12 protein-coding genes are annotated in these 13887 nt (G+C 57.3%); 7 read left to right on the forward strand and 5 right to left on the reverse strand.

What is annotated here, in order from left to right; translation table 11 throughout:
* Nucleotides 1-19: 19 nt before the first annotated feature.
* Both DUD43_RS02155 and DUD43_RS02160 read right to left on the reverse strand, forming a co-directional pair.
* Complete coding sequence (locus DUD43_RS02155; protein ID WP_153228959.1) at nt 20-1234, reverse strand: class I SAM-dependent methyltransferase; 1215 nt, start codon at nt 1232-1234, stop codon at nt 20-22.
* Between the two features lie 4 nt (nt 1235-1238).
* Nucleotides 1239-1460, reverse strand: a complete 222-nt coding sequence (locus DUD43_RS02160; protein WP_153228960.1) for a hypothetical protein — start codon at nt 1458-1460, stop codon at nt 1239-1241.
* A 118-nt stretch (nt 1461-1578) separates the two neighbouring features.
* Here DUD43_RS02160 and DUD43_RS02165 point away from each other — a divergent pair, with 118 nt between their 5' ends.
* Nucleotides 1579-2148 carry a class I SAM-dependent methyltransferase gene (locus tag DUD43_RS02165; RefSeq protein WP_009462587.1) on the forward strand — a complete coding sequence of 190 codons (570 nt, stop codon included), beginning with the start codon at nt 1579-1581 and terminating at the stop codon, nt 2146-2148.
* Between the two features lie 90 nt (nt 2149-2238).
* Here the strand turns inward: DUD43_RS02165 and DUD43_RS02170 are convergent, their stop codons facing one another.
* Both DUD43_RS02170 and ppc read right to left on the reverse strand, forming a co-directional pair.
* A complete protein-coding gene (locus DUD43_RS02170; protein ID WP_153228961.1) occupies nt 2239-3021 on the reverse strand; it encodes a sulfite exporter TauE/SafE family protein in 783 nt (260 codons plus the stop codon).
* Nucleotides 3022-3160: 139 nt separating this feature from the next.
* Complete coding sequence (gene ppc, locus DUD43_RS02175) at nt 3161-5995, reverse strand: phosphoenolpyruvate carboxylase (protein WP_153228962.1); 2835 nt, start codon at nt 5993-5995, stop codon at nt 3161-3163.
* 163 nt (nt 5996-6158) lie between these two features.
* On the opposite strand from ppc, the gene ilvD reads away from it, so the two are divergent.
* The 6 genes from ilvD (at nt 6159) to DUD43_RS02205 (ending at nt 13121) form a co-directional block, all read left to right on the forward strand.
* Complete coding sequence (ilvD, locus tag DUD43_RS02180; RefSeq protein WP_153228963.1) at nt 6159-8018, forward strand: dihydroxy-acid dehydratase; 1860 nt, start codon at nt 6159-6161, stop codon at nt 8016-8018.
* A 171-nt stretch (nt 8019-8189) separates the two neighbouring features.
* A complete protein-coding gene (locus DUD43_RS02185; protein WP_153228964.1) occupies nt 8190-8675 on the forward strand; it encodes a cupin domain-containing protein in 486 nt (161 codons plus the stop codon).
* A gap of 154 nt (nt 8676-8829) precedes the next feature.
* Complete coding sequence (locus DUD43_RS02190) at nt 8830-9852, forward strand: TRAP transporter substrate-binding protein (protein WP_153228965.1); 1023 nt, start codon at nt 8830-8832, stop codon at nt 9850-9852.
* An 18-nt stretch (nt 9853-9870) separates the two neighbouring features.
* The gene (locus DUD43_RS02195; protein WP_172400447.1) at nt 9871-10383 is read left to right on the forward strand and encodes a TRAP transporter small permease; all 513 of its coding nucleotides are present in this window, start codon (nt 9871-9873) and stop codon (nt 10381-10383) included.
* Complete coding sequence (locus DUD43_RS02200) at nt 10384-11676, forward strand: TRAP transporter large permease (protein ID WP_153228966.1); 1293 nt, start codon at nt 10384-10386, stop codon at nt 11674-11676.
* A gap of 71 nt (nt 11677-11747) precedes the next feature.
* Nucleotides 11748-13121 carry an amidase gene (locus DUD43_RS02205; RefSeq protein ID WP_153228967.1) on the forward strand — a complete coding sequence of 458 codons (1374 nt, stop codon included), beginning with the start codon at nt 11748-11750 and terminating at the stop codon, nt 13119-13121.
* An 83-nt stretch (nt 13122-13204) separates the two neighbouring features.
* Here the strand turns inward: DUD43_RS02205 and DUD43_RS02210 are convergent, their stop codons facing one another.
* Complete coding sequence (locus DUD43_RS02210; protein ID WP_153228968.1) at nt 13205-13858, reverse strand: GntR family transcriptional regulator; 654 nt, start codon at nt 13856-13858, stop codon at nt 13205-13207.
* Nucleotides 13859-13887: the final 29 nt, after the last annotated feature.

The raw sequence follows: 13887 nt of genomic DNA on the forward strand, positions 1-13887 counted from the left end.
GTGAGCATCCAAGGCAGCGTTACAGGCGCTCGCGTCGATCTCCGCTCATCGTACCCAGCACTGGGGCTGGAATATCGCGCCCAATAATCAGAACCTTGAACAGCTCCCCCATTTCCGCTTCAGACAGCAGCTTGTTGGCTGCGCTCATGGTCTGTGCCCATTGCTGTTGCACAGCTGGCGATGGGTCTTCCGGTGGAGACGCCAGGAAATTGGTAATGCCGCAGTTCATCAGGAAGCGCGCCTGACTGGTGTAGCCCAGCACATCCAGACCCGCTTCCAGGGCGGCATCCGCCATGGCGGTGAAGTCCACGTGGGCGGTAATGTCCTGCAAGCCAGCCAGCACCAATGGCTCGGCGTGAGCAAAGTGACGGAAGTGGCACATCAAGGTGCCTTTGTCGCGTTGCGGGTGGTAGTACTCGCGTTGCGGAAAACCGTAGTCGATCAGAATGGCCGCGCCTTGCTTCAACCAAGTGCCCATGCTGCGCACCCAGGCTTCAGCTTGCAGATTGATTTCCGAAAGGTAAAAAGGCTGGGCCTGCACGCGCTCGGCCACCAGCGAAGCCAGATGGTCGGGAGCAGGGCGGGTAGCCAGGTAGAAAGGTGCTGGCAGGCCTTGAGCTGTGCTGTCGTCTGCCGCAATAACACCCACTTCCAGCACCTTGCCAGCCACATCAAAGGTGAACAGGCTGGCAGGCATGGCATCCAGAACCTCATTGGCCACCACGCAACCCTTGAAGCTGTGTGGCGTGCTGTCCAGCCATTGCACCTGGGCTTGCAGAGGCGCCAGACGCTCTTGCTGACGCGCACGCAGGTCAGGCGACACTTCCAGAATTGAGTATTGCGGCTCGATACCTTGCTTGCGCAGCTCCGTAATCAGCGCTTCGGCCAAAGCGCCGCTACCCGCGCCAAACTCCAGAATGGACAGGGATTGGCTGCCTTCCAGCACTTCCATGACCTGCCGACTCAAGGTCTGAGCAAACAGGGGAGAGAGTTCGGGGGCCGTCGTAAAGTCGCCCGTGGGCTGATTGCTGCCAAACTTGGTGCTGCCGCCGGTGTAGTAGCCCAGATGTGGGGCGTACAACGCATGATGCATCCATTGGTCAAAAGGCAGGAAACCGCCTTCATCTTCAATGCGATCCAGCAAGTAGTCGTTAACGTGTGCGACGTGTTTTTTCAGCTCCTCGGACAGGGGAGGCAAACCGTGTGGCAGGGCGGGGGCAGACAATACGTTCATGGCGTCAGTTGGGCTTGTCGTTAGGTGTCTCGGAAGAAGCCGGGGCGGCGCTCTTGGCGCTGGCTTTCTTGGCCTCAGTCACTTGGTGCAGGGTGCGGATCATGCCTACCAGCATCCCGATCAGGATGGAGGTGGCAGCGGCCAGGATGAAGTTGCCGTAGATAAACCATAAAGGCAGGCACAGAACGGCCATCAGCAATATGGGTTTTTGCAGCAGAACTTTCATACACCCTCAAAAAATAGCGTGGAACCGAGGCCAATTGTAGCCCAGGCCAGTGCCGTGCTTGAGCTTGGCCACCGCTGCGTTACCATGAGCGTTTTGTCTGCTTAGCAAAGGGGTAGGGATGAACGACAGGGGACAGGCCAGCGCCTGGTTACAGGCATGGGCCCATTTGATTCCTAATCCGGGCACGGTCCTGGATGTGGCCTGTGGTCGGGGGCGCAATGCCCGCTGGTTGGCCGAGCGCGGCAATACCGTGATCGGTGTAGACCGGGATCCGGAAGCTGTCGCAGCGACCTCGCCTTACGGGGAAATTATCCAGGCTGATATTGAAAACGGTCCCTGGCCTTTTGCCGGACGCAAGTTCAATGCTCTGGTGGTGACCAAGTATCTGTGGCGTCCTTTGATGCCTACCTTGCTGGAAAGCCTGGAGCCGGGCGGGGTGCTGGTTTACGAAACCTTTGGGGTGGGTAACGAGCAATACAACACGCCACGCAACCCGGACTTTCTGTTGCAGCCAGGTGAGTTGCTGCGCTGGTGTGCAGACCTGGATATCGTGGCCTATGAGCATGGTTTCCGCGCTGACCCGGACCATATTGTTCAGCGCATTGTCGCAGTGCGTCCGCGTGAGGGCGGCTCTTTCAGCGATTACCGCCTGAACCCGCAAGACGGTGGCGGCAGTATCTGCGAATAAAGCGTGTGCAGTTTTGAGCCAAGCGCAGCGCTTGGCTCAGAGCCATGTATCGGTATTGCGTGAGTGGGATTGAGCGTATCGAATCGCGGCTTAAAACAGATAGGTACGTGCCAGCATGGACAGAGCCACAACAGCCGTCAGAATGCTGAATCCCTGCTGCAAGCGCACAGAAGGAATATGAGGGGCCAGTTGTCGGCCTATCACCATTCCACCCATGGCCGAGGCCACAAATACCCAGCCGCTAAGGGGAATCACCGCCCCGTGTGCCAGACTCATGGCCGAAGCGCTCAGGGAAATCAGGGCGATCAGCATCAAGGATGTGGCCACAATGCTGTGCATGGACAGGTCGCTGAAACGTTTCAAGGCAGGCACGATCAGAAAGCCGCCGCCCACGCCCAACATGCCTGAAAACAAACCCGCTACGGCACCAATTGAAGCCAGGGTGGCGGTGCCTGCTGGCGTCCAGCGCAGGCGACCGGTTTCCGGGTTCAGACAACAGGGCGTATGAGCATGTGCCGTTGCTGCCGGACGGCGCAGCATCTTGGTGGCAATCCACAACATGATGGCGACAAACAGAGTCACCAGCACTTTTTCTGGCAAAGCGTGGCTGATGCGCACGCCCAGTGACGTCACCAAGGCACCCGTTACCGCCATGAACACGGCAGCTCTATAGCGCACGATATGTTTGTACAAACCATCCAGTGCACCGACCAGAGCTGCGGCGCCTACAGCCAGCAAGGCCACTGGTGTGGCCGCCGTCATGCTGTAGCCCATGCCCAGCACCAGTGCGGGTACGGCCAAAATACCGCCACCCGCGCCAGTCAAACCCAGCGACAGGCCAGTCAGAATTCCCAGGATGATTGCAAGCGCCATAAGCCAGATGGCGTGACCCCGGTGGGGATCACGCCTTTTTCAGAAAGCGTAGTAATGGCTTATTGTACGCTCTTAACTTCTTTTGGAAATTAGCTTATTTATAAAAGTAATTAATAGGGCCAGTTTCCATGGTTTCGCTTTAGCCCGAGTTACGCAGGCCGGCTGCAATACCGTTGATCGTCAGGTGAATCACGTGCTGCTTGTTCACACCGCTGCGTGTGGGCTTGTTGGCCTTTTCACCCTGACGGCGATGGCGACGCAGCAGTTCCACCTGCAAGTGATTCAGCGGGTCAATATAGGCAAAGCGTTCGGCCAGAGCATCTTGCAAAGCCTGATCGTGCGCCAGCAGCTCGTGGCCGGTGATTTCACGGAACAACTGGTGTGTCAGCTCGAACTCGTCACGGATTTGGGTGAAGATGCCTTCGCGCAGTTCCTCGTCCTCGACCAGACCGGCGTATTTCAGGCCGATATCCAGGTCAGTCTTGGCCAGCACCTGTTCCATATTGGACAGCAGGGTGCGGAAGAAGGCCCAGTCACGGGCCATGGTTTGCAGCTGAGCCAAGCGCTTGTTGCGGTTCAGACCATCATTTGGCAGCCCCGACTCCAGATAGCGGTTCAAGGCTGTGCCCATGCCGTACCAGCCCGGAATAGGCAGACGACATTGCGCCCAGGAGAAACTCCAGGGGATGGCGCGCAGGTCTTCAATGCTTTGCGTGGCCTTGCGTGACGATGGGCGCGAACCGATATTCAGGCCGGCAATTTCCTTGATGGGCGTGGACTGGAAGAAGTACTGATCAAAGTTCGGCGTACCGTAGACCAACTGGCGATAGCTTTGATGGGCCTGCTCGGACATCCAGGCCATGGCTTCGCCGTAAGCGGCTAGATGTTCGTCGTCATTGGACGAGCCCTTGCGCGAACCCAGGCTGGCTTCCAGCGTGGCGGCGACAAACAGCTCCAGATGCCAGCGGCCTACGTCCGCATCCTTGTAGCGGCCCTGAATCATCTCGCCTTGCTCGGTCAGACGAATCTGGCCGTTCACGGTGCCGGGAGGTTGCGCCAGGATAGCGTCGAAACTGGAGCCACCGCCTCGGCCTACCGAACCGCCGCGACCGTGGAACAGACGCAGACGCACTTTGCGGCGCGAGAAAACCTGCGCAAATTCACGCTCGGCACGGTACAGCGTCCAGTTGGAGGTCAGGTAGCCACCGTCCTTATTACTGTCCGAGTAGCCCAGCATCACTTCCTGCACGCTGTCCTGGGCGTGACGCACACGCTGGCGGATTTCAGGCATATCCAGCCATTCCTGCATGATCTGCGGGCCACGCTCCAAGTCAGGAATAGTCTCGAACAAGGGTACAACCATCAGACCTTGATGCTCCGGCTCGTTGGAGTTGGGCACGATCAGGCCGGTTTCCTGTTGCAGCACCAGCACTTCCAGCAAGTCGCTGAGCGTTTCGGTGTGCGACACAATGGTTTGTTCCAGCGCACGCGCACCAAAGCGGCGGCGGCATTCGGCGGCTTTGCGCAGAATGGACAGCTCTTTCTCGGTTTCTTCCGAGTAGCGATACCAGGGCGAAACCAGGGGGCGATGGTGGCGCAGCTCCGAGCGCAGCAAGGTGATGCGGTCTTCTTCGGACAACTGGCGGTAATTGACGGGCTCGTCCTTGTACAGCGTGCCTGCCACGCGGAACAGCTCGTCCAGCACGCGCTCGTGCACGTCCGAGCTTTGGCGCAGGTCCAGTGTGGCCAGATGGAAGCCAAACACCTCCACGGCCTGGATCAATTCATTCAAACGCAGGCCAGCAATAGCACCGCCTTTGTTTTCAGCCAGGGAGTCCGCAATGATTTGCAGATCAGCCTTGAACTCTTGCGGGTTTGCATAGGCGGGGGCGGCGTAAGTGGGGCGATCAGCCAGATCACGACCCAGCAGGTTTTGGGCCGTGGCCGCCATACGGGCGTACAGATGGATAAAACTGCGGCGGTAAGGCTCGTCCACACGGTGTGGTGAGGGGTCCTGACTGCTGGCCGACAAGGCTGCCAGGTCTTTGCTGACGCGGTTCAGCGCGTCGGACACGGAGATTTCCGTACCCAGCAGGCGGATCTGTTCCAGATAGTGTTGGAGCGCGCGTGTAGCTTGGCGCAGCACCGCTTGCTCAACGGTTTCAGGGCCTACATTCGGGTTGCCGTCGCGGTCACCGCCAATCCAGCTACCCATGCGCAAAAAGGCGGGCAGGGAGCGGGTTTTCTGATCCAGCAGGCTTTTCTTGCCGGGCTCCAGCAAGCGGTCCAGGTCGTGGTACAGCTGCGGAATCGTGGGCAGGAAGGTAGAACCGTAATAGGCCAGGGCGTTGTCGATCTCGTCCATCACGGTCAGCTTGTGATCGCGCAACATGCGGGTTTGCCACAGCAGGGACACCAGACCGGTCAGTTTTTCCTGGGTGCGAGCCGATTGCGTGGCGCTGGCCTTGTGATCCAGTCCGTTCAGTTCATCGGCAATGGCCATATGCACAGCTAGCGTACTTTGGCGCTGCACTTCGGTCGGGTGAGCCGTCAGCACCGGCATCACACAAGCTTCTTGCAGATAACGGCGGATTTTCTTGGCGCTCAGTCCCTGATCCATCAAGGTCTGAATGGCGTGTTGCAGGCTGCCCAGCAGTTTTTCAGGATCCTGCTCCTCACGGCGACGGTTCTGGTCGCGGTCCTCGGCAATATTGGACAGGTGCAGAAAATAGGCAAAGGCACGGGCCACCGAGCGGGCCTGCGCATCGTTCAGCTTGGGAATGTCTTTTTCCAGAATCCGTGCTTGCTGCGGATCGTGTTCACGTCTGAAACTGACAGCCGCCCGACGCAGGGCTTCAATCAGCGTGAAGGTCGCCTTTCCTTCGCTATCACGAATCACCTCTCCCAGGGCCTTGCCCAGAAAGCGGATGTCCTGTCTGAGCAGGTTGGAAAGGTCAGGCACGGCCTGCGGCATAATAGATCTCCTGTTAAATAAGGGGTTTTGCTGCAAAGGATTCTGGGTGCCAGATCGGTAGCTGCCCTACTATAAGACACCTGCCCGACCTTGACGCGCACAAAGCGCCTTGGGACGTTTATGATAGGTATCTTTACATAATTTTCCTGTTCAGAGAGTAGTCATGCCCCAATATCGCTCCCGTACCTCGACCCACGGTCGGAATATGGCCGGCGCGCGTGCCCTGTGGCGCGCCACCGGTATGAAAGACGAGGATTTCTCCAAACCGATCATTGCGGTGGTGAACTCCTTTACGCAATTCGTACCGGGTCACGTACACCTGAAAGACATGGGCCAGCTGGTTGCCCGTCAAATTGAAGCGGTCGGCGGTGTGGCAAAAGAGTTCAACACCATTGCGGTGGACGACGGTATTGCGATGGGCCACGGCGGCATGCTGTATTCCCTGCCTTCACGCGAACTGATCGCCGATTCGGTGGAATACATGGTCAACGCCCACTGTGCCGACGCCATGGTGTGTATCTCCAACTGCGACAAAATCACCCCCGGTATGTTGATGGCCGCCATGCGCCTGAACATTCCTGTTGTTTTTGTGTCGGGCGGACCGATGGAAGCGGGCAAGGTCTACTCGCCAGACGGCAAGACCGTGGTGCAGAAGCTGGATCTGGTGGACGCCATGATTCAAGCCGCCGACCCTAACGTGACTGATGAACAGGCTGAAGCGGTTGAGCGCAGCGCTTGTCCTACCTGTGGCTCCTGTTCGGGCATGTTTACTGCCAACTCCATGAACTGCCTGACCGAGGCTCTGGGCCTGTCCCTGCCCGGTAACGGCACCATTGTTGCCACCCACGCCCGTCGCCAAGGTTTGTTCGAGCGCGCTGGCAGCCTGATCGTGGATCTGGCCAAGCGCTACTACGAGCAAGACGACGAATCCGTCCTGCCACGCAACATCGCCACCTACCAGGCCTTTGAAAACGCCATGACCCTGGACGTGGCCATGGGCGGCTCTACCAACACCGTGCTGCACTTGCTGGCTGCTGCCCAGGAAGCTGGCGTGGAATTCACGATGGCTGACATAGACAAGATTTCGCGCCGCGTGCCTTGCCTGTGTAAAGTGGCCCCCGCTACCCCCGAATTCCACATGGAAGACGTGCACCGCGCAGGCGGCATCATGGCGATTCTGGCCGAACTGGGCCGCGCCGATTTGCTGAATCTGGATGTGGGTAACGTGCATAGCGGCACCTTGCGTGAAGCCATCAAGCGTTGGGACGTCAAGGGCGACAACGTTAAAGCCATCAGCGACTTTTTCCGTGCCTCCCCCGGTGGTATTCCTACGCAAGTGGCCTTCAGCCAGGACCGTTACTACCAGGAACTGGACACTGACCGCGCTAAAGGCTGTATCCGTGACAAGGCCAATGCCTACTCGCAAGACGGTGGTTTGGCCGTGCTGTACGGCAACCTGGCCATCAATGGTTGTATCGTTAAAACCGCTGGCGTGGATGAAAGCATTCTGACCTTCACCGGCACCGCGCGCGTTTACGAAAGCCAGGACGATTCTGTTGCCGCCATTCTGGACGGCGTGGTCAAGGCGGGCGATGTGGTCATCATTCGCTACGAAGGCCCCAAAGGCGGCCCAGGTATGCAGGAAATGCTGTACCCCACTTCCTATCTGAAATCCATGGGTCTGGGCAAAAGCTCGGCCTTGTTCACCGATGGTCGCTTCTCCGGCGGTTCGTCCGGTCTGGTGATCGGTCACGCTTCGCCTGAAGCGGCGGAGGGCGGCAACATCGCCCTGGTGCAAGATGGCGACACTATCGAGATCGACATCCCCAACCGTCGCATTCACTTGGCCATCAGCGACGAAGAAATGGCCGCACGCCGCGCCGAAATGGAATCGCGTGGTTCCAAGGCCTGGAAGCCAGTGAACCGCGAGCGCGTTGTGTCGCAAGCACTGAAAGCCTATGCCGCTTTGGCGACGTCGGCCGACCGTGGCGCAGTGCGTGATGTATCGCAGCTGGATCGCTAAGCACTAGTCCAGTTCGTCAAAACCCCATCTGCCTTTGGCAGGTGGGGTTTTTTTATGCCTGGAAGAAACGTACCGGGTAAATACGAATATTCCGGCCTCATCGTCCTGATAGAATCCATTTCATGCAAAACGGGATCCCATTTTGTTAATTTGGTTTTTAAGGAGGAAGTGATGAGTGAAATAGATCCAATTACCTTGGCTCCGATTCTTAATCCGGGAGGGATAGGCGGCCCCTTGACCGCGGCTCACCGGGAAATGGCTGTCAAGCACCGGGATGATCTGGATTGGGACAATCTGCGCTACGAAGGGCAGTTCACCAAGATGATGTTCCACCCCACCCAGGAAGATCCCACCATCCCCAACGCCGGAGTTGTGAAGTATCTGAAGGGCTCTGGCCATCCTTTGCACAGCCATTACTTCGCCCAGATCTGGTACATCCTGGCGGGCAAGTTCGAGATCAATGGCGTTGTGTACGGGGAAGGCACCATGGTGTTTCACCCCGATCCGCACTACGAGCATGCGCTGACGACCCTGGAAGATGGCGAGATTCTGTACGTGCAGTACATGGGGCCGACGACCCGCCAGCCCGCTATTTATGAAGGCCGCTTCAATATGAAAACCCGCCGTTCCCTAGAGGAAGAATCCAGAGCGGTGTAAGCGGAGCAACTTGCATAGCGAGTCACAGGAAAGCTGCTCATGCCGGAATTCATGGGCAGCGTCAAAAAGCAGAAAAAAGCCCGATCAGGGCAAGCTTGGACAAATTATTAAAACTGAGCTGACGTTCACTACCACAGGATGCAGGGGGACAATCATGAAACGAATGACAAGACTGGGGATCGCTGTTCTGGCGATGCTTGGCGCGCTGAGCGCATGCGGTAAAGGCAGTTCCGGCGATGCCGCCAATAATGAGAGCAAAGGTCCGCGGACCTTGCAGCTTGCTCATGTTTCGGTAGAGCAGAGCGAAGATATGTACCACCACCTGGCAACGAATTTTGCCAAGCGGGTGGAGGAACAAACCAAGGGCGGAATCAAGGTACAAGTGCTGGGTGGTGCCCAGTTGGGTGGTGAACGCGATGTGGCCGAAGGTATGCAGTTGGGCACGGTGGACATGAGCCTGCTGGCCAGTTTCACGCTGGGCACCTTCGAGAAAAAAGCGATGGTGTTTGACTTGCCTTATCTGTTCAAGGACTACCAGACAGCATTCAAAACCCTGGATTCCAGCTTTACAGACCCGATTGAGGCAGACCTGGAAAAGTCTGGCCTGAAAATTCTGGGCTGGGGTCATGGCGGTTTCCGGAATCTGTACAACTCCAAGCATGCTATTCGCAGTTTGTCGGATTTGAGCGGCATGAAAGTGCGTACGCCGGAAAGCCCCATTTATGTGGATACCTGGCAGGCGCTGGGTGTAAACGTTACCTCCATGGCGTATCCGGAGCTGTTTACCGGCCTGCAGCAAAAGACGATTGATGGCGCAGAAAATCCGACGGCCTTGTTCTATACCAGTCGCTTTTATGAAGCAGCACCTTATCTGTCCCGTACAGAGCACGTCTACGTCGCTATTCCCCTTGTGATCTCCGGGCGAGTGTGGGACACCTTGTCGGATGATGAAAAAGCCATCTTCCAGAAAGCGGCCAGTGAGTCGGTGCAAGAGCAACGTCAGTTCCTGATCCAGAGTGAAGCGCAGATCGAGAAGAAACTGATGGATGCGGGCGTATCCATTAATGCTGATGTGGACAAAGCACAGTTCCGCAAAGCCGTCATGCCAATTTATGAAAAATACAAGACGGTGATTGATCCTGATCTGGTCACCCGTGCCGCGGCGCTTTCTCAATAATCCTGGCGGATAACCATCATGAAACACTCTTTGCTCGATTGGGCCGATAGAGTCAGTACCCGCCTGGACAGCTTATGCAGAACCATGGGAGCGGCATTTCTGGGCTTGATTGTGCTGGCCGCATCGGTACAGGTGGCCGGACGCTACTTTATGGGTTACTCCCCACCGTGGATTGAGGAAATCACGCGCTACAGCTTTATCTGGATGATCATGCTGGGCACGGCGGTACTGGTTAAAAGCAATGGCCATGCGGTGATTGACTTGCTGGTGATGCGACTGAAAGGTAAAGCCCGCCGGGTGCATAACGGAGTAGTGCAGATCGCCATTTTGACCTGCGCATTGGTCTTGCTGGTGCAGGGTTTGCAACTGATTGCCATCGTCTACCAGCAGCTTAGTCCTGCGCTGCGTATCTCCATGGCTTATGTGTACGCAGCCCTGCCCGTTGGTGGTGCCATCATCGCTGTGCAGTGTGTGAATGCCTTGCTGGATGGGTATCGGGATCAGCCCAGCCAGTCGTTGGAGGGGGTGTAAATGCAAGAAGCTCTCTTACTTTTTAGCTTGATGTTCACGCTGTTCATCGCGGGCATTCCTATCGCTTTTTCCTTATTGCTGTGCAGTGCGCTGTTTTTGCTGTTTACCGGCATGCGGCCACTGATTGTTGTGCCGCAGCGCGTGATGGCGGGGCTGGATTCCTTCCCCTTGCTGGCGGTGCCGCTGTTTATCCTGATGGGAAACCTGATGGAAAAGGCGGGCCTGTCCAAGCGCCTGATTGATCTGATCGATATGCTGGTTGGGCGAGTGCATGGCGCACTGGGCTACGTGACGGTGATTGCGTGTGCCATGTTTGGTGCCCTGACCGGCTCGGCCCCGGCGACGGTGGCAGCCATTGGCGCCATCATGATGCCTGCGATGATCGCGCAGAAATACCCGGCTTCTTTGGCGACGGGGATTACGGCTTCGTCCGGTGCCTTGGGCAATATCATTCCGCCCAGCATTGCCTTGATTCTGTATGGCGCAACCGTCAACGTTTCTATCCCCAAGCTGTTTGTGGCTAATATCCTGCCAGGTTTGTTGATGGCTCTGGCCTTCATGCTGACCCATATGCTGCTGACCAGAAAGCTGAAGGTGCCTAGGACCGCAGCGCGCTCCTATACCTCGCAAGAGATGGTGATGGTTGCGCTGAAGGCGATTCCGTCCTTGTTAATGCCCGTCGTGATTCTGGGCGGGATCTATGGCGGTGTGTTCACGCCTACTGAAGCCGCCGCCGTGGGTGTGGTGTTCAGTTTGGTGCTGGGTGTGTGTTATCGACAGTTCACGTTTGGCACCTTGTGGCAGGTCATGAAGAGCTCGGTGGAAACCTCTTCCATGGTGGGCATTATCCTGGGTGCAGCCGGCATCTTTGGCTGGATTCTGGCCTCGGCGCGTATCCCCATGCTGATGGTTACTGAACTGACGCCTTTGCTGGATACGCAGTTTCTGTACCTGGCTTTGTTGGTGGTGTTTCTGCTGCTGGTCGGTTGTGTGATGGATGCTGCCGCCAGCATCGTGATCCTGGCCCCGATTCTGGTTCCTATCGGAATTGCATTGGGTGTGGATCCTATCCATTTGGGTGTGGTGTTTTGCGTCAATCTGGTGGTGGGTTTCTTTACCCCTCCCTTTGGCCTGAATCTGTTCACGACAGTTTCTGTGTCTGGCCAGCCTTACGAGGTCGTGGTCCGGGGTGTCATGCCTTTTGTGATCGCAGCCATCATCGTCCTGTTCATTCTGGCTTATGTGCCTGATATCTCCCTGGTGCTGGTTCGTTTGATGGAGGCGGCAGCATGATGTTGAGCTCCCAATCTGATGAAGCAATGAGCAAGCCCGAGGGCAGGGTGGATAGGAAGTCTTCAGGGGCTATGGATTTGATCTATGCCAGCGCTGATGAACTGCGCCGCTTGTATCAAAGCAAGGAGGTGTCACCCGTGGAGGTGGCGCGGGCAACGCTGGATGCGGTGGATCGCTGGAACCCCATTGTTAATGCCTACTGTTATTTGGATCGTGATTTGACCCTGCAAGAAGCAGCTGAATCAGAAGCACGCTGGATGGCAGGCGCTGAACGCGGCCCTTTGGATGGCATTCCGTACGGAGTTAAAGACTTGCTTCTGGTGCGTGGCTTGCCGACTGGTTATGGCTCTAGTGCAGCAAGGATTACGGATGCCGCTCAGGAGGATGCTCCTGCGGTAGCGCGGATGCGTGAGGCCGGTGCTGTGCTGGTGGGTAAAACGACGACCTCGGAGTTTGGCTGGAAGGGAACGGCGGACAGTCCTTTAACGGGAGTCACACGCAATATCTGGGACTTCAGTCTGACCAGCGGGGGCAGCAGTGGCGGTGCAGCTACGGCGCTGGCAGCGGGCATGGGGACGCTGCAAATCGGTACGGATGGCGGTGGATCCACCCGGATTCCCGCCAGCTTTTGCGGTGTTACCGGCATGAAAGCCACCTTTGGGGGCGTACCTGCCTGGCCTGCTGGCCCGATGCTGACCTTATCCAATGTAGGTCCCATGGCCCGATCCGTGGCGGACCTGAAAGGCTTGCTGAGCGTCATGATGCAAGCCGACTCACGCGATTGGAACTCGGTGCCTTTGCCTCGTCATGTGCGGGCTCCCGCTCGTACCTTGCAGGGCCTGCGTATCGGTCTGCATCTGGATGAGCATTGCAGCCCCGAGGTCAGGGGCATCATCCAGGCAGCGGCTGACAAGCTGCAAGAGCAGGGAGCGCATATCGTGCCTACCGAGCTACCCCTGGCCGGTGCAAAAGAGCTGATTACAGCGCATTGGGAAGCTGGGACGGCCTGGTTGGTGAATCAAGTCTCTGCGGCACAGCGCCCTTTGGTGGACGAAGGTCTGCGCCAGGTTGCCAGCAAGGGCGAGACGAACAGCTTGTCGGATTATTACCAAGCCCTGATTGGCCGACAAAAGCTGGGTGAAGCCATGCTTCGGCATTTTGCGCAGTTTGATCTGGTCCTGACGCCTACCGTTCCGATATTGCCGTTTGAGGCGGGCCGGGAAGCGCCGTCTGACGCCGGTTCGCAGAATTGGCTGGATTGGAATCCCTATACCTATCCCTTCAATTTGACGCGGCAGCCTGCTATTTCTTTGCCGGCCGGCCTCAGTGCCTCCGGTTTGCCCGTGGGGCTGCAACTGGTGGCGGGTCTGTATCAGGATGAATGGTTGGTGGATGTTGCCCAACTGGTAGAGGATTGCCTGCAAGTGCGCAGGCCGCGGTTTTAACAATCAGGTGGTTTGTCCGGGGGATCGCAAACCACCTTGATTGTGCGGTGCCACCTCTCCTTGCGGGTGGCACTGTTTTTTTCTTAACGCTCTGGCAACCAGTCCAGGACCAGATTCATGGTCTTGGCAACGTGTTCTGTCATGGCTTCTCGGGCGGCAGTGCTATTGCGATCTGCCAGCGCGGCGATGATAGCCTCGTGTTCCAGAATATTTTCTTCCATCAGGCGCGGCGGCATTTTCGAGGCAAAGCTCAAAGCACTGGAGACGCTATCGTTTTGCAGTTCCTGAATCAACTCGTGCAGGCGCTCGTTGTGACTGGTTATCGTAATCAGGTCATGGAAAGAACGGTTGTGCTGCAACCACTCCGATCCTTCCTCACTGCGCACACGCGTTCGCAAGGTGCGGGCGTAGTCGGACTGATGCTGCATCAGGACCTCCAGATCCGAGTCCTTGATCCAGTCCACTGCCAGCTGCGCCGCCAAACCTTCCAGCTCGGCCCGAATCTGAAACGCTTCGCGGATTGATTTGGCAGAAGGAATAGCCACAATCGTGCGCCCGGTCTTGGTCAGCGAGGTCACACGGCGCGCCTCCAGAAAGCGGAGAGCCTCCCGTACAGGAGTGCGGCTGGTCTGAAACTCCTCCGCTAGTTCGTATTGACTCAGCGAGTCGCCGGGCCGGTAGTGGCCGGACTGAATGCGTCTAAGGATTTCATCTGCAATTTCGGTTGAGGATCTCATGGAGTACGTCTGGTGAGCCCGAGGCCAGC

The organism is Alcaligenes faecalis, from assembly GCF_009497775.1.
Lineage (GTDB): Bacteria > Pseudomonadota > Gammaproteobacteria > Burkholderiales > Burkholderiaceae_B > Alcaligenes > Alcaligenes faecalis_D.

Coding starts and splice junctions, on each gene's coding strand:
- DUD43_RS02155 (WP_153228959.1), bottom strand. CDS start 1,234: ATGAACGTATTGTCTGCCCCCGCCCTGCCACACGGTTTGCCTCCCCTG.
- DUD43_RS02160 (WP_153228960.1), bottom strand. CDS start 1,460: ATGAAAGTTCTGCTGCAAAAACCCATATTGCTGATGGCCGTTCTGTGC.
- DUD43_RS02165 (WP_009462587.1), top strand. CDS start 1,579: ATGAACGACAGGGGACAGGCCAGCGCCTGGTTACAGGCATGGGCCCAT.
- DUD43_RS02170 (WP_153228961.1), bottom strand. CDS start 3,021: ATGGCGCTTGCAATCATCCTGGGAATTCTGACTGGCCTGTCGCTGGGT.
- ppc (WP_153228962.1), bottom strand. CDS start 5,995: ATGCCGCAGGCCGTGCCTGACCTTTCCAACCTGCTCAGACAGGACATC.
- ilvD (WP_153228963.1), top strand. CDS start 6,159: ATGCCCCAATATCGCTCCCGTACCTCGACCCACGGTCGGAATATGGCC.
- DUD43_RS02185 (WP_153228964.1), top strand. CDS start 8,190: ATGAGTGAAATAGATCCAATTACCTTGGCTCCGATTCTTAATCCGGGA.
- DUD43_RS02190 (WP_153228965.1), top strand. CDS start 8,830: ATGAAACGAATGACAAGACTGGGGATCGCTGTTCTGGCGATGCTTGGC.
- DUD43_RS02195 (WP_172400447.1), top strand. CDS start 9,871: ATGAAACACTCTTTGCTCGATTGGGCCGATAGAGTCAGTACCCGCCTG.
- DUD43_RS02200 (WP_153228966.1), top strand. CDS start 10,384: ATGCAAGAAGCTCTCTTACTTTTTAGCTTGATGTTCACGCTGTTCATC.
- DUD43_RS02205 (WP_153228967.1), top strand. CDS start 11,748: ATGGATTTGATCTATGCCAGCGCTGATGAACTGCGCCGCTTGTATCAA.
- DUD43_RS02210 (WP_153228968.1), bottom strand. CDS start 13,858: ATGAGATCCTCAACCGAAATTGCAGATGAAATCCTTAGACGCATTCAG.